The organism is Thalassolituus sp., assembly GCF_984348125.1.
Genome location: NZ_CFHJLR010000002.1, coordinates 80,762 through 98,025 on the forward strand (window position 1 = coordinate 80,762; position 17,264 = coordinate 98,025).

Sequence of the window (17,264 nt, forward strand, 5' to 3'; positions counted from 1 at the left end):
CATAAATAATGATGAATAAACGACACTCTCTGCACGATGTAAAACTCCAGCCCGCCTTCTTCGAGGATGGCCAGCAAGCGACGTTATTACGCTACCTTGACCCTGATTTTATTAATCGTTTTCAGCAGGATATTCAGCAACAGCGGTTTAATGCCGTTCAGTTCGGCCGCTGGTTAGAGGAAGAACGCCACAGTCACCACGATAGACACCCCGTGCTCAGACTACCGACCCACCGTGCCTTTCATATTGTCTGCTGCGAGGTTGTCTGTCACCGACCAGGAATGCCAGCACTGGACCCACAGAAAATCAGCTCGGCGGGCTTTGTGATCCGCAAAGAAAAACCAACAGGACAGCAGGCCTGGATCATAGAAGAAGGGGAAGCAGTAGGATGGCAAAGCCGCCAACGCCCCATAGCTGATCCGGATATCAACCGCCGGCTATGCCCTAACGGTCTACTGCAAAAACGCACCTCATCCCCTGTATTCAGCGGTGAAGAAGTACACCCACTTCACCCTGTTAAAGTCAAAGACAGCAAGGGAAAGTGCCGCACCCTGCTCTTTGGATATGTACCGCTGGGTGGCTTCTATTACGAAAGAAACGTTCAGTTTGATACCAGTGATGTTCAGGAAATTAATAATCTTGCCGTTGCAAACCTGCCCTGGCCATTTGGCTATTCAAATGGGGCGAACCAGACATGGAACCCTGAACAGGACCGCATTCACCTTGACCGTGGTCGGCCAACCGCGGCCTTTGCAGAACTCTTAATGCAGTTGATCCATCGCTATCACCTCGGAGAGGAAGACAGAGCGGATAACCAACAACTCGAAACCCTGTGTGATCAAATCTATTTCTATGATCCTGATGCCTGGAGACGTATTCCGATTTACCTACCGAAAATGCAGAAAATGCGCACAGGTATTCATAACCCATTCGACTTCTCTCACGCAGAGTTTATTCCCGTTTACCGCAGCACCAGCCTGATTGACTACCTGCGCCTGTGCTTTGCCGATAAAGAAAATAATCCCCTGGTACGCTGGGCCGCTCAGGTCAGCGATCTGGCTGATGCAGTGGGTGGCATGAATCGCCTTGGCAATATTCCTAAGTTGCCACTTCATAACGGCCAGGGAAGCCTTAGCGATTCATTGGCATTTACCGAGAGTCAGGCGGAATCCATGCGTTCTTCACTCGGTCAACGCCTGCGTGATCTGACTCTGGCAACCTCACTCGAAATTCCACTGCCGAAATTTGCTCAGGGACCTGACGATTTATTCCGGATTATTCCCTTCGTCAGATCCGTCAATGACGAGCGGCACGAGCAGATTACCTGGGCTGACCAGAACTCTCAGTCAACGACCTTCCGTGTCGCTGCCACGTTTGACCCGGAGGCGAGTCGCCCTTCATTGATTCCAATGCCCTCAATGCGCGATTTAAAACGTGGTCTGGCCAAAGGCGCAAGCATCCTGACACCGGGAGACACCTTCTCTCTGGTCAACTCGCTTAAATTCAAAAAAGGCATCAGCGAAGACACAGTCAGTGGCAATTTTGATCTCGGAGCAGGCATTCAATGGATATGCTCTTTCAGCCTGCCTGTTATCACCATCGTAGCCATGATCCTGTTAATGATCATGGTGTCGCTGCTAAATATTATTTTCTTCTGGATGCCGTGGGTAAAAGTCTGCCTGCCCTTCCCGAAAATGCCAAAAGGATCTGATGGATGACGCTGCGTACACCGGTACCTAAAGTAATCAGCTGGCCTCTGGGTTCAATTAACAGTGATGGCAGCCTGAGCTGGTCGGAAGACGACAACAGTATTCGCGAGAATATGCTCAATATTCTACTAACCCGCCCCGGCGAACGTATTCAACGTCCGGAGTTTGGCGCTGGGCTGCTCAAGTTTATTCATCAGCCTAACAATGAAACGACCCGCAACCTGATTGCTGGCGTCGTAAAAAAATCACTGTCCGTGTGGGAGACACGCGTACAGGTAGACGGCGTCGATGTCACGACAGCAAAAGACAACCTGGCCGAAGTGCACATCAATATTCGTTACCGTCTACGACATAACCAGACCCCAGCGTCGCTGGGGTTACGCCTGAACCTGGGCGTGTAAGGAGGATTTACGGCTATGCCATTACCTGTTCCAAATCTGGACGATCGCCGCTTTGATGATCTGGTTGCTGAAGCCAGAACACGCCTTGCCGGTCACTTGCCGGAGCTTACCCAAATTGCACCGGGAGATCCGGTACATGCATTTGTTGACCTGTTTGCCTGGCTTACCGAGACCATTATTTATCGCGCCAACCTTATTCCTGAACGCCAGCGCAAAGTCTTTTTAAACCTCCTCCAGATTCCTGTTCGCCCGGCGGTACCTGCGACTGGCTTTGTAGCGATTGATGCCAGCCCTAACAGTCTGACGTTACAGGATTATCTTCCGGCGGGGAGTCAGCTACGTGCCGGGAAAGTCACATTATCGACGTCCAACGAAGTGCAGCCTACCTGCCTGAGTCTGAGTGTATTGATTAAAGAATTGCTCAGCCCCGGCGATCTCGAAGCCATGGGGATGACACTCCAGGATCTCCACGAACAGTACGGATTACGTGCAGGCGAGATGCCTAAACCGTTTCGCGCCCGCCAGTTTTCACTGGGGCAGGAAACCCTGAGTATTGGTAATACACTGGATAAGAGTTTCTACCTGGCTTGTATTGCACCGAAACCCTTATCAGATCAGATGACCGCACTGCGCTCGTCTTTTTCAGGACTGCGGCTTAATGTTGGAATAGCCCCTGCAGATTCGCTTCAGGAAGAAGACTTTATCGTCGACAGTGAAAGTACCCTGTATCCGCGTCATCTGGTCTGGGAGCTGATGTCTGAAACGCCAGACGGAAAAACCCGTTTTCTCCCTCTGGATGTTATCCGTGACTCCTCCATGGGCGGGCGTAAAACCGGTGTTGTTACACTCAGGTTACCGGCGAATCCGGATTTATTCAGTGGTTTTGCTAATGCAGACCCGATGTTTAACGGTACGAGCAGTTTGCCCCCGGCTCCTGAGGACGATGAGGCCGCAGAGCGAGTGGCCTTCTGGGTCCGCCTTCGCTCTCCTGATGAACCCGACCTGAAGCTTGCTTACCTCACCATTAATGCGGTCGATGTCGTCGCTCAGGGGCAACGTAATGATCTACTGATCGGCACAGGCACAGGATTGCCTGAGCAGGTGCTTCAACTTCCAGATACAGATATTGATGCTGCATCTCTGGAGCTTCAGGTCGAAGAAAATGGTGTCTGGTCGACCTGGCGTGGTATGGATTTCACGTCAGGTCAAGGTGAGGATGCCCGGGTTTATCGCCTCGATGCAGCATCGGGTCTTGTCTATTTTGGCGATGGTCTGGATTCTGGTTTCCGCCCCCCCAAAGGTGCTCGCGTACGGATCGCATCCTATCGTTCGGGAGGAGGAAGCGCAGGTAATCTCCCCGCAGGGAAAATTAAAGAGATCGTTGATGGCAGCTCCCGTTTACGGGTGCGTCACGAGTGGCCATTGAGCGGCGGTCGCGATGCCGAGTCACTCGCTCAGGCCGAGAGCCGTATCCCCCAGTTTCTCACTCACCGCAACCGCGCTGTTACCGCGACCGACTTTCAGGCGCTCTGCCTGAACAACCCAGTCAGTCCGGTTGCCCGTGCCGAAGTAAAAGAAGGCTTTTTACCCGGCGCAACGCTCGCCGCAGCGCAACGCGACGTTCCCGGAGCCATCAGTATATTTGTACTGCCGCCGACAGACGTCAGCATTAATAACTGGCCTCGCCCTACCCGTGGACTGTTGAAAGACGTTTTTAATTATTTGATTAACCGCTGCATGGTGGGCACCGAGCTGTACGTACTCAGCCCGCAATTTGTACCTATGGCGGTCAGTATTCTGGTCACAGTCCGGGATCCATCCACCGAACGCGAAACATTAAATGCAGTAGCCGAAACCGTCACTCAATATCTGTCGCCTCTCGCTCCGGGTGGAAGTAAAGGTACCGGCTGGCCTGTCGGAGCGACAGTCCGCGCGAATGAATTAATGACTCAGGCGGCACGTATCCCCGGCGTTTTGTCGGTTAATGCAATTTCAATATTTGCGCAGGGCACGAATGACGAAGGAAAACCAGCATGGCGCAGACTAACGGCAAATGAGAGCCTGATGCTCGATGATTTCCAACTTCCTGAACTTGCTGGTATTTACGTGGGCGCCAGTGGTTCTGCTGGTGACGGATCACCGGGCTCGCCGAATGGACACGGCAGTAATGCCAACCATCTGTTACCGCCATTCCCTCAAGGAATTCGCGACGGTCTTACTGGCGATGATCAGGGCGACTACGAAATTGCGATACCTGTTGTTCCGGATGTGTGCTGATGGACGCGAACAATACTCCCTACTTTTTACTTCGTACCGAAGATGAACTGCGGCAAGGCTCCAGCAGAATGGAGTGGCACCCTGGTCAACAGGCGTTAATGCTACGGCAGAAACAATCGTTGCGACTTCCGGAAACTCAGGCCGATGCTCTGACGCAATGGCAGAACGCCGCCCCCATGGCAGTTGATCAACACTATCAGGTCGCCCTGCTCAACAACGACGGCGATACTGTAATCTGCAACGGTGGGCGCGGTTGGGAAACACTGGATCACGACACGGGAACAAGTTTCTCATGTCCCGAGGGCTGCCAGTTTACCGATATGACGCTGAATTCGAGCGGTCGCATGGCGCTGCCTTACACAGATAAAAATGAACTGCATGGACTGACCGTATTTCATCTGGGCAAGCGTTGGTTAACGAGCTGCACCCTGCCTGAAGAACCCGTGCGAAGCCAGGTAGATAACGAAGAACGTATCTGGGTGGTGTCTGCGACCAGTCTGATGTTCTGCGATGGGCAACCTCTGCCCGCACCCTACGCGCCTGATTCGTCGCGCTTCGAACCAGAAGTAATTAACCCTGCACCACTGACGTGCCACTGGCAACAGCAGCTACCGGTAGGCTGGTCGCCATTAGGCTTATGCTGCGACGAGCAATACCTTTACGTGTTAGTGCACAACGGCGCAGGGAGCCAGCAAATACTTGCTCGTTCGTTGACCGATAACCCAGCCTCACCCTTGCATACCTACTCTGTCGACGGGGATTGTCCGTTTGCTATTGATATTGGTCTGGCTGGCCAGGGTCGCCTCGCTTTACTGGCTCCGAGACAAAGTGATGATCCTGGCTTCGTTCAGCGGGACTGTCCGGTCGTTCGCCTTGAGGCATCCGGTGATGATGGGCCAGGGTCTGCCCGGCTGATTTACGAACGCTACCCCATGGTCAACCTCGCGGTTCCTCGTTTTGCCAGTAGCGCAGACGGTCAGCTTCGCTATCAAGCGCCAGAAGATGACGATTATCCGGGGTTCTCACCAAGACCGCGTGAATTGCATGTACTGCGCCAGCCACGCTATGAAGACAGCGCCTCAGCATTGCTCCGGGAAGTTCTGGACTCGGGCACGCCCGGTACTGTCTGGCACAGGGTATATATTGATGCCTGTATCCCTGCTGGCTGCAGCATAGAAATTGGTGCACGGGTATTCGATGATGAAGACGCCCGTAGCCAGGCTGATATTCACATGCAGCCTGCTCCAGTATGGAACCCTCTGCCTTCAGAGCATCCTTTTCAGAATGCATTATCAGGTTATGAAAAAGATCGACACGGACTGTTCGAGGTTCTCCTACAACGCCCGGAGGGGCGGGTCAGAAACCTCGAAGGGCGGTATCTGCAACTGCAGTTGCATCTGACTGGCAGTGGCCGGAGGACCCCAGAGATTCATGCCATCCGCGTTTATTCTCCGCGGTTTTCCTATCAGGAAGCGTACCTCCCTGAACTGTTTCGTCAGGAAGAAAGCCCGACGCCCGAAAATTCAATCGGCCCTGCTAACGGTGCCGATGTCAGGGAGCGTCTGCTGGCGAGCTTCGAGAGTATTCTCACCCCCCTGGAGGGCCGGGTCGCGGCAGCAGACCAGCTCCTTCACCCGATGGCGGCGCCTACCGGAAATCTGAACTGGCTGGCACAGAGTGTAGGAGAGGCAATTCCGTCTCACTGGCCAGAGCGACGCCGTCGCCGCTGGTTGGAAAACGCAACCCTGATACAACAGCGCAAAGGCACCCTGCCCGCATTGAATCTTGCGCTGGATATCGTCACAGATGGCGGCGTTCAGAATGGTAGCTTGGTCGTGACTGAGAATTTCCGCCTGCGCAGAACCATGGCCACCATTCTCGGGGTACACATGGATGATTCAGATCACCCGCTTACGCTTGGTACCGGAATCAGTGGGAACAGCATTGTGGGTGACAGCCTGATTCTTTCTGAAATAGGCGCCAAAGAATTCCTTGCGCTGTTCGCACCAGAGATAGCAACAGAAGATGAGCGTCAGGCCGTGACTGAGTTCTTCGAGAAATACGCGCACAGAGTAAGCATCCTGTTGCACGGCGATGCCCGTAAGCAACGTCAGGAAATTGAATCCATGCTGGAAGCGCAACTACCCGCGCACCTTCAATGGCGAATTATCGAAACAGAACAACCCTTTATTTTAGGGACATCACCTCTTCTCAGTATCGATACCTGGCTTGAGCAACGCCCGGGTTATGAGCAAGTGAAGATTAATAAAACCCATATTGGTCGTACCGATCTGCTGATGAACCCATTGGCATTTTCACCCAGCGACATCAATCAACGCCTGAGTTGATAACACAAAATTAAAGGCAGAGTTAAAAGGAGGCCTTATGTCTGAGATGGATGATCTACCGACGCTAGAACAGGACGACCAACTGGCTGAGCCCCTGCGTCGGGTGTCTTACGAAGCAGGCATGATGCTTGGGCTTGAAGCAACCCGTGACGAGCAGGCCTATCATCGCCGTAGGCTGACACGTCACCAGTACTGGCTACAGGGCTTCGGTACCCTTGCAGGTCTGAACGTCACTATGACGCCAGAGACTCACCCGGATGCCAACGACGACGTCAGTGTGCGTCTGCATGTCAGCCCCGGCGTCGCCATCGATGGGCTTGGCCGCGAAGTCATGCTGCACGAAGCTTACTGCATAGATCTGAAACAATGGGTTGAAGCTCAATCGGAAGCGCACCTGCTCGAAGGCTATGACGGCGGGCCAGAAGTATTGTGGCTTAAAGTCTGTATCCGTCACAAAGACTGCGCGATTGCCCGCCAGCCGGTATTAGCCCGGAAACTCAATCTGAGTACAGACGCCGTTCAACCGGCTCGTACTGCCGACAGTGTTCAGCTGGAACTCATCCCCGAAAGACTGCCACCCGAGGATGACCGTTATCACCCGTGGTCCAGTCACGAACCCGTCAGTGATGCCATGCCGCCATTAAGCAGTATTGAAACGCAGACTCTGCAGGCTGCAACAGCCACCAGCCCCGAAGCTGAGGCTCAGCTGAAGATGCATGCCCGACTGCTTCATGCGCTCGATGGAAGTGGACTCAGCACAACGAACCTCGCTGATGAATTAGATGCTGGCGCAAGACTGTTGCTTGCCCGGATCCGGATTGAAACCAGCCAACCCGGAGACCCGATTATCAACCCGATGCGAATCCAGATTAATAATCTTGTGCGTCCGTTTTTAACAACGCCCAGCCAACTCGCCTGGCTGAATCGCCAATCACAGAATAACAACTAACGGACTCACAGAGCGCAAGGAGACACCATGACTGAGATACTCTTCCAACCACTGGGTAATCCGTTGGCCGCCAGTCGCCCGATGGAAAAAATTGCTGACATAGATTCGCGTCTGACACGAACGCATTACTTCGATGGACGCCTGCTGACGGCTGAAGATCTTGAGCGCGATCAGATATACCTGGATGAACGTCTCCGCGAGGCCGGTAAGGTGCTTGGTGAAGGTGTTGCCTCGGGCCTCGAACTCAGCTTCGACCGCTACTCCGGTCTGCTTACTCTGGAGGCCGGTTATGGTGTGACCCGACACGGGCGGATTCTTCAGCTTGATGAACAACTAACCGTCAACGTCACAGACTCCGCTCTGATATCTCAGCTGAATAAAGGCAAGTACCGCCGCTTTAACCGCGGGCTGTACGCCGTGGTTCTCAATTACGTCGAAGTCGCGACGGATCTTGCGGAAGTTTTCCCTACCGACCTGGCGAGCAAACGCGGCGCCGAATATGCCTCAGTGACTGAAGCGGTTCAGCTTGGACTTGTGCCGCTTCCGATACCACTGGCACAACAGAGTGAACTTCATACCCGGGCCAGTCTTATCCGCGCGCTTCAGGATAATAAGCTAGTGGCAGATATGATTCCCGGTGATAGTTTGCCGTTAGGTATTTTAGCGGTGCGCGACGACACACCGCTGTGGCTCGACTCTGAATTATTGCGCCACCCGAATCGCCGCGATGACAGTGCTTTTTCGATGAAACAAGACCTGTACCGGCAACACGAGAATCTGTTCTATGACGTGCTGGAACACCGCGAGTCTGGCGGCTTGCCATTGGAGTTCTCTGCAACTGACTACTTCAGCCTGATGCCCGCAGCCGGCTCGATGCCAAAAGCCTGCATTGATCCTGTGCGCGCTGTTCAAAGTTACTTTCCGGATAACTATCAGATTCATATTGCCCCGGTCAGAATGGCCGAGGTCGATCTCCTTCTGCAGGAATCATTGCCACTTCCCGCAGTCGATCTGACCTCCAGTGAAGTGGTCGATATTATGATTCTGGTACCACTCAGCAATCAGAACTACGGACGCTATGCGTCTCAGCTTGAGCGTGACCCCAATATCGTCGAGCGCAAGCTAAGAGCCTTTGATCCATTGCGTCTGACTATTTACCCACGACCAGCGCCACACCAGCTGGATACCGATGAAGCCGTATGGCGCTCTATTTTTGATGCGACCGAAGAAGACACCCTGCTTTATGTTCGACGTCCGTTACGTGCTGCCGAAACCCAGGTAAGCGGTATTGTTTTAGCGAACGGGTTTGATTTCCCACCAGTCAAGAAACCGACAAGCAGCAATACCACGGTCAGCACGTCAGACAATAACATTCTCACCATTGCCAACTCACCAACCGACCGGGGTGGCGTTATTGTTGATGAAGACGACGTTATAAAACGCTTCCTGAGCCTGCGTGCCATTGGTGAACTACGCATGCCAAGAACTGAGGTCGAGAAAAAGGCCTTCACCTGGGTAGAAGAAAAACCGGGGCAAGAAGCGCAAGCATTACAGCAAATACTGTTTCTGTTGTTAAGAATCAGCCCTTGGTATGACCCGGTACTGTGGCGCACGATCAAAGCACTCTTTCAGAAAAACCTGATTGAAAAAGCGCAGGAAATTCTGTCCGAAAATGAAACGGGTCACCCGGTGATGACGGCAAAATTACTCGTTAAGCTCATGGCCAGTCAGGGCGTCAGCAAAACTCTACTCAAACAGTGGGAAGAGTTAGCCATGAAACTGGAAAAAGCGTAAGGAGACGATCATGACGACTATCCTGCTGCACCGTCCCGTTGCAAGCCACCCAGACCTTGAACGACTGCATCTGTTTGCGGGACGACATCTGGGAGAAGACGAGTTCGACCAACGACAGAACTACGCTGAAGCTCGTCTTGCACCCTTATTAAAACAGCAGTTGCCGGGTGTAGTTTCAGGCTTGCACGTGCGATCCCGAGGCGAGCGTGGCCCAGTGGATGATATCCAGCTGGCAGTCAGCCCAGGCAGTGCTATTACTCCCAAGGGTGCAGCCCTCACACTGGAATCCCCTCTCTACTGTACCTGGCAGGATTTAGTCGAAGAGTATCGCGACCGCAAACAAGTGAGTGATGCCAGCGGTGTTTTCTATCTGACCTTACACCAGAGTCAATTACATATTGACCCACCCAACGTCGACCCATGCCAGCGCACAGCTTTCGACCCGACACGGGATACACGCCTGGTCACGCTCGCGTCGCTAAGGCTGCGCCGCTTAGATATCGATAGTCAAAAGATAAAAACAGAACACCCTCATCGGCTACAGAATACGATCTGTGCTGATCGCGTCGACCTTGATTTTGCACGTCAGTTTCCGAATTCTGTTCCGCTCGCACTCGTTGCTATTAATGATCAGAATAAAACCACCCTACTTTGGGTGTCAGAAGAGGCCGGGCGTTACGAATCAAATAGTGCTTCGGGTTACCTGACGCTATTAAATCAGACACAGGCAGCATTGCGTCAGCTGGTCACTCTGCGCAATGAAGGCTCGAACCATCAATTAACTCTGAAGAAGTTTCTCGATAAGCACCTGCAGCTGGACTATTTACCAGCGTCGGGCCAGTTACCGCTTTCCTGGCTGGAGGACATAGCCAGCAAAAAACCGAAAATGCATGGTCTTCCTGCTTACCTGGGCGTCGACGTCATACCCGTCGCGGCAGATGGTATTGATGAATTAGTCTTCAGGCACCTTCCGCGTCGTGTGATTGACCTGACGCAACCAGCGGGAGATCGTATTCGCCTCTTGTTAGCCATGAAGCGCTCAGTCTATAAGCCGGATCTACTGGATATTCCAGGCCTAGACAAACAGCTCGAGACAGACCTTTACCGCTACTGCCAGAAAGCCTACATGCGCTGGTACGACTGGAAAGAAGTATTCTACAGCCTGTACTACATCGCTCCGAAATCAGATTCGAAGTACGACAACGAATTGAGCGCAGAAGACGTTAAAAGTCTTAATCTTCCTGAGCCCGCGAAATCACCTCTGCTCCCTGATGCATTGTTCAACCGCCTGATCGCTGCGGCTATGAATCGCTTTGCGTTGGAAGATTCCGAAAACGCCCCTTACCCATACGACAGAACCGAGTTCGAAATTCCTGAATTTTTCGATAAGTGGGCGCCAGAGATTGATGAAGAACGTATGCCTCCGATACCTGAGCGCCCGGATAAGCACGGTCTTATTGGTCAGTACGCCATCACGGAAAAAGATCTCGATACCACCGAAGAGAAAATACGTGAGGAGCGTAAAAAGCTGGAAGCGACGCGGGACATTCTACTTTTAAAACGTCAGCAACTGGACTCTCAAACCGTTGCGCTGGCGGCGCTGGCCGGTGGCGTTGCAGGCGACGGTAAAGGCATGCAGGTCGCTCGCTGGTTACCTTACGCCAGCCTGAATACGGATAAGCTGCCGACCGAAACAAGTAGTATTGCGACGTCAGTGGCGACCAGTTCGACGTCGTCCGTTAAGGTAGCGACAGAGTCAAAGAAGACAGCTGATACTCAGTATCGGGTTGCTGAGAGAGAGATGTTATCACTCGAAGAGCAGAAAAAACTCGAACTACTCGGTACCCGCAATTATCAATATACGGAAGCAATTAAAGGTACTACGTATACAAAAATAGAGCCCGATAAATATTCTGCGTTCGAACTGACGCTGAATAAAGACCGGATAGACCGCTTGCAGATTCCTACAGCATCCGTCAGCAAGCCTGCGTTTAACGCCAAAGAATTCAGCTTTGGTGTCATGGATCACATCAGCCCGGACATTAACGAGTACAAAAAAATCTACTCGGGGATGCGAGACCTCCTGACGACCGTTCTGGATATTTTCGAAGAACCCGATGCAACCGATCTTCATACCAAGTTAACCAACCTGAGTACGGAGCTGATATCACCGTCGGATCTGGAGACTGAGATTACTTCTGAAACGGATACAGAATACGCAACCTTACCTACAGAGGGTAAGCCAACCAAAGCGCATTTCGGTAATCTGATCGCCAACCAGCGAAGATACGAAGCAATCTTTACCGCAGGCAAGATTCTCACTCGTTGGATCAGCGTGGTTGAAAATCAATATAACGGCAGCGAACAGGCGCTTCAGGCCCTGTTAAGAACTCAGAAAGAACTGATTGCGACGCAAGAAAAACGTAAAGCTGAAATTGTACGTACCCGCCAGACTCTTCGCCACCTCGACAGTATTGCCGATGAGGCACTCGGTGATTATACCGTTGCTCAGCAACTGATTAATGAAGACTGGCAGCGCGTATACGAAGAATATAGGGAGCGCGCGCACATCCTCACCACTCAGGTTGAAGGACTTTACTACGTTCGGGTACGGCAGGTTGAAATCAGCAGACCATTAGCAGACCCATTGCCGTTACGCCGTGATAATGCTGAAGATCTTGTTCCCGGCTGTTCGGCTGACGACGATGCCGACCTTGCTGAGGCCCTTCTTCCCTTCTGGCAGGCAACACTGGAAATTCCTGCAGGACACTGGCGCGCAATATCGCCTTTCGCTGCACGTCTTAATACCCAACCGAATATCGACTATCTCGCACAGCTAAGACAAGTAAGGATGACTAAGGCGTACCCTGAGTTGCCGGTTCTGAAAGCAAAAGTCGCAACCGCTTATGCGAATGCTGCCATGAGGTCTATTGAAGACAGCCCCTCTTTCGTCGAGCTGGCAGCGAATAGCAAGAAAAGAGTTCAACGTTGGGCGTCACTTCCACTTCAAATGACTGATTTTGTTCCAGCCCATAAAGTAGCTGAAGTACTTTCGCTGGAAGATCTCAATAACCACAGTCATCGGATACTCAGAAGAGCGAGCCGCACGCTCCAGGAAAAGCTGGAGCAGTGCCAGCTTTGCCTTCAGAAAGTACTTGGGTCACTGCCGGGGTCAATCCGGCTAGGCTGGGGACAACTCGCAGAGGACAACCGCTTACCCGTTGAAGCGATCAGTCGCTGGCCCGGGCTTAAAAAAGCAGAGGAACTTGACTTCAACACCACTCGCACATTAGCAGAGCTGATTGAGTGGTGGTTTAAACAGCTTGGCGAAAATGCAGACAGTGACAGTCGCCAGGCCATGCGGGACATGGTCCGTGCGGCAGTCATCTATGCCTCACTCGGTAACCCACAGGAAATAGTGAAAGGCAGTATCTTCAGCCCACCACGCCGTATCGCTTACGGCGAGCGCTTCAGCGTCAGCCTTAACCAGATTGTGCGCATAGGTAAGACGCTGCAATTACTCAATAGAGAACAGGAAGTTGCAGCTGAACTGACCATTGAAGAGCACGATGAATCCAGTACCCGAGTAAAAATTACCAAGGTTCTGCGGGAAGACATCGACTTTGAAGACAACATCACCGTCATTGGCCGGGTTCGCTGAGCATGATGTTTGATTATCAGGGAGCAGAGACGACTCACATACGGGCGTTGACTATTAAAGCCCCGGAAGCTTTGCATTCGAAGATCGAAAGAGACGTATCAACAGCTGACTGGCCGTCTACGGATGATGAGAGGATCATATTCATCAGGAAGATTACCGCTACGGGATCAGCCGACGAGATCGCTCATTCTCTTCGTGAAGAAACACTGCGCCAGATCCGTGAGCAACCTGGCGATAATGTGCGTATTTTTCCCAATACTCATCAAATGCTTGCTCAGTTACTGATGGATGCCGCAAAAGGCGAGCTGGGTCATCACTGGTATTGGCGAAAATGGAATGAAACCGTCCTTCGCTCTACGCATAGTCCTGTAATGAGCATATTATCAGAGCATATTCCGACCATGAGCTCTGCGCTAACATTGCTGGCAAAACAAAACAAAGCTGCAGTAATTATGGAAGCGTTGTCAGAAAGAGAAGCTGGCGAACTACTCATACAGTTGAGCTCTCACTCGGGATACCCTCTGAATGCAAGTTACTTAAATAGCCTTACAGCAACGGGGCGTGGCAGTCATGCTATCCGTAACAAGCAGGAAGAAATCAGTTTTCGCCAGCTGGAAAAATCAAATGATCCAGTGTCCGCATCAACGAATCGAATATCGGATACAGACTCGGATGATTTTACCTTCGATAAGGGATACTCATTAAATCAAATCCCCGAACATCACTTTCGTATCTGGCAAACGGCATTGGCCAATACCGTATCACGAGCACACCTGGCGCTTGTCGCCTTTTTGGTTTCTCAGGAACACCTACCTCTTCCACTACATAATCAAACAGAAGAGGTGTTATCTTTGGTCGCAGAAAAACTCAATAGATCTGTTTCTGATACGGGTATATCGGTTGAACGACCTGAAAATCAGGAGCATACGAGCAAGAGCCATCAACCGCAGTCAGACTTTTCGGGAGAGCACGAAAATAAATACCGACAGCCAGTAGTAGATTCAGAAAAATCGACCATGACTACAGACCATGGCTCGGATAAATCCGCCGACAAAGACACGACGATCGCCGACGAGTCCATATCTCTACATATCTCTTCTAGCAGTAAATTATCAGGTAGAGAATCATTAATAAAACAGGCGAATCGTTCAGTAAAAGATGACACGGAAGTTACACCTGTTTCAGACCCTCTTAGTAGCTTCAATAAAGATCAGGATGCCGATACGAGCTTTGGCAGCCAATTCGGTGGAATACTCTACCTGCTTAACTTCTTAAATCGCCAACCAGTACAGGCAGTCATCCGTAAACATTGGCGAAGTGTTCCTTGCGTATGGACCTGGCTATCAGGCGCGGTAGAGACTTTCGACGACAACTCAGTACTAAAAAATGATCCTTTATATGACTACATAATTCACCGCACACATCCAGCGCGCACAAAAGCCGGTACAAGCCCTATCAACACAACTTGTTTAAGCCCAGAACTGATCTGTGAGCTACGGCAAGTTTCAGAGACTCTGTATCCACGCCATTTATGGAATACCGAATTGCTGTCGCTTCCTTCCGACATTGGTATTTCTCAGGACCGCATTGTCGTACGTGCTGATCTGTCTGAAGCGAATATTAACGCCCGGCTACACGGCCTGGACATTAACCCTGGCTGGCTTCCATGGTTTGGATATACCGTCCAGTTCCAATTCGAGCATGGCTTTCGACCTACGCCTGTTAAGAGAGGGCAGCATGAATGATCTCGCTGTAATAAAGCCCCAGGCAGACTGTTTCAATCCGCTTCAGCAATGGGCGGAAGCTGGCTTGGTGTTCTATACAGAATCGCTATCCCAGGAAGCTACTGCTCAGCTGCCGTCAGGCGTTCACTTTCAGACACTGACTCGTGACCTTGAACAGCAGTGGAAGAATCTTAACGGGCGAACCTCGCGTCTGATCCAAACCCTTAATTTATCTCCCGCCGAAGCCTTCGTTCTGTTTATTACCGGCATGATGGAGACGCAGCCCAGAATTGCCTTTGCCATCAATGAATTGCAACAGCCTTCCGATCAGGCCCGGCTGAGTGTACACCTGGTGCTTGATATGGTTCAGTTTCTGTTTCCGGATACGACAGACTGGGATGTTCTCGACCTCCTCAACACACCTCTGTTTAATGAGTCCGTGATAACCGTATCAGGCCATGGTCCGCTCAGCCTTCAGGGGCTGGCTATCTCTGTTCCACTCTGGTCGATCCTCAAGAGCAAGCACAATCGCTGGCAAGGCGTCCAGGAACTCGACTCTCATGAGCGAGAGTTACTCCCTGCTGCAACGCGAAGATTTTTGCCTGATTTGTGCAAAAAACTTACTTCTAGCGACTTTCTGATTCTACGCGGACAGGAGCACAGTGGCCGATCAATACTGGCTGCTGAACTGGGACTGCTCTCGGGCTACCGCGCTATGCGTATTCCCTTCCAGAAGTGGCAAGAGGAGCCGCAGCTGCGGCTCGCAGCAGCAGTCGCCGGCTGGCTTCCAGTCATCACACTGCCTGATGTACCGGGTGAAAACTACAAGCTTGTCAGTTCAGGATATCAAACGCCTGCCATCGTAATAACGGGCATGCACAGCTGTGTGATTGCAAACAGCTGCTACAACTACGCGTTACCTATGCCAGATTCGACACTGCGCCAAAAGCTTTGGAATAAACATGTTGAAGACCAGCGCTTAGCCGAAAAGCTGGCAGGCTCTGCTTTGCTCAGTGGCCCAATGATTAAAAACATCGGAGAGCAAATTACCCCACCTGAGGGCTCATCAGGGGTAAATCAGGAGCAAGAAATTCGTACGTGGCGCTCTTTGAATATCGCCCCCGGGCTCACCCAGCTTGCGCAAGCCGTGACGAAGGATATTCCGAAAGAGGCAGTAATATTTCCAACACTGATCAATGAACATCTGGATGATCTTATTGCCCGCGCGCTTCAGCGAGAATCTCTATACCGGAAACTCGGAGATACTCTGACCGCCAACCAGAACCCGGGATTGCGCGCTCTCTTTGTGGGAGCCAGTGGAACCGGGAAAACACTGGCAGCCAGTTATATTGCGAGCCAGATAGGTGCCCCACTGTTTCGTGTAGACCTCGGTTCTGTCATCAATAAATACATTGGGGAAAGTGAGAAAAACCTTGGTCGACTGCTCGACTACGCCGCGGCCACCGATACCATACTACTGTTCGATGAAGCTGAATCTGTATTTGGCAACCGTACTGACGCCCGTAGCAGCAATGAACGCTTCGCCAATAATCTCACTAACTACCTGCTTTCCCGCATTGAGACTCACCCTGGGGTTGTCATACTGACATCGAACCACAGGGATCGTATCGACCCCGCATTCAACCGCCGCCTTGAAATCATTATCGATTTTCCACAGCCGGGCTTTAATGAGCGGCTGGCTCTGTGGGGCAGTCACATGGGGCAACGCAGCCCTGATGACGATTTCCTGAAAGCTCTGGCCAGCCATTGTGATTTGTCTGGTGGGCAGATTCGCAACGCCGTTCTCAGTGCCGCCGCGAACAGCCCGGATTCTGAAGTACTCAGTAAAACGGCGATCATCAAGGCGATATCCCGCGAATACCAGAAGCTAGGTAAGTCCTTGCCCGCGGCACTACAAAGTCATGGAGTGATGTAATGGAATCAAAGTCGCTCAGCAAGAAGGGAAACAAAGCTACTGAACTCGCAAATAAGAAACCTGCGAGAAAGAAAGCCAGTAAGCCCGAATACCTTAAAAAGAAGATCCAGAAAAAAATGGCTGTCAGCGACCCGGCAGACAGCCAGGAAAAAGAAGCTGACAAAGTTGCAGCCGATGTGAAGCAGAACCTTCAACGAGGCAACGACGAGCCTGCCGTTGCGGCCAGAAGCGTAAGCTCCTCTACGCCTTCCGTCAGCCGAACAGAAGAAGACGACGTACAGGCAAAATTATTCCGGGAAGAGGAAGAAGAAGCGCAGACAAAAGTACATCGTGAAGAAGAGGAAGAAGCGGCTCAGCCAAAACTCTTCCGGAACATAGATGAACTCGCTCAGGCAAAGCTGTACCGGCAGGAAGAAGAGAAGGCCGCCCAAACCAGGTTGCAGCGGACAGAAGAAGAACCCGTTC

10 protein-coding genes are annotated in these 17,264 nt (G+C 51.8%); 9 read left to right on the plus strand and 1 reads right to left on the minus strand.

The features are described from left to right. Positions 1-8 precede the first annotated feature (8 nt). Genes AC5E51_RS01840 through AC5E51_RS01880 form a run of 9 tightly spaced genes read left to right on the plus strand, consistent with a single transcriptional unit; the run spans position 9 to position 16,799 of the window. The gene (locus AC5E51_RS01840) at positions 9-1,718 is read left to right on the plus strand and encodes a hypothetical protein (protein ID WP_491778017.1); all 1,710 of its coding nucleotides are present in this window, start codon (positions 9-11) and stop codon (positions 1,716-1,718) included. Next, positions 1,715-2,110: a GPW/gp25 family protein gene (locus tag AC5E51_RS01845; RefSeq protein ID WP_068438512.1), complete on the plus strand. Its 396-nt coding sequence runs from the start codon at positions 1,715-1,717 to the stop codon at positions 2,108-2,110. Before AC5E51_RS01840 ends, AC5E51_RS01845 begins: the two co-directional genes overlap by 4 nt. Before the next feature lie 15 nt (positions 2,111-2,125). After that, positions 2,126-4,387, plus strand: a complete 2,262-nt coding sequence (locus AC5E51_RS01850) for a putative baseplate assembly protein (RefSeq protein WP_491778018.1) — start codon at positions 2,126-2,128, stop codon at positions 4,385-4,387. Continuing rightward, complete coding sequence (locus tag AC5E51_RS01855; RefSeq protein WP_491778019.1) at positions 4,387-6,735, plus strand: phage tail protein; 2,349 nt, start codon at positions 4,387-4,389, stop codon at positions 6,733-6,735. The genes AC5E51_RS01850 and AC5E51_RS01855 overlap by 1 nt, the downstream gene beginning before the upstream one ends. Before the next feature lie 37 nt (positions 6,736-6,772). Then, positions 6,773-7,684 carry a hypothetical protein gene (locus AC5E51_RS01860; protein ID WP_068436191.1) on the plus strand — a complete coding sequence of 304 codons (912 nt, stop codon included), beginning with the start codon at positions 6,773-6,775 and terminating at the stop codon, positions 7,682-7,684. A gap of 27 nt (positions 7,685-7,711) precedes the next feature. Next, complete coding sequence (locus AC5E51_RS01865; protein WP_490364119.1) at positions 7,712-9,478, plus strand: hypothetical protein; 1,767 nt, start codon at positions 7,712-7,714, stop codon at positions 9,476-9,478. A gap of 10 nt (positions 9,479-9,488) precedes the next feature. Further along, positions 9,489-13,139, plus strand: coding sequence for a hypothetical protein (locus tag AC5E51_RS01870; protein WP_490364120.1), 3,651 nt, complete (start codon positions 9,489-9,491; stop codon positions 13,137-13,139). 2 nt (positions 13,140-13,141) lie between these two features. Next, positions 13,142-14,884, plus strand: coding sequence for a hypothetical protein (locus AC5E51_RS01875; RefSeq protein ID WP_491778020.1), 1,743 nt, complete (start codon positions 13,142-13,144; stop codon positions 14,882-14,884). After that, positions 14,877-16,799 carry an ATP-binding protein gene (locus AC5E51_RS01880; RefSeq protein WP_491778021.1) on the plus strand — a complete coding sequence of 641 codons (1,923 nt, stop codon included), beginning with the start codon at positions 14,877-14,879 and terminating at the stop codon, positions 16,797-16,799. Before AC5E51_RS01875 ends, AC5E51_RS01880 begins: the two co-directional genes overlap by 8 nt. 287 nt (positions 16,800-17,086) lie before the next feature. Here the strand turns inward: AC5E51_RS01880 and AC5E51_RS01885 are convergent, their stop codons facing one another. Then, on the minus strand, positions 17,087-17,230 hold the full coding sequence (locus AC5E51_RS01885; protein WP_491778022.1) for a hypothetical protein: 144 nt from the start codon (positions 17,228-17,230) through the stop codon (positions 17,087-17,089). Between the last annotated feature and the right edge of the window lie 34 nt (positions 17,231-17,264).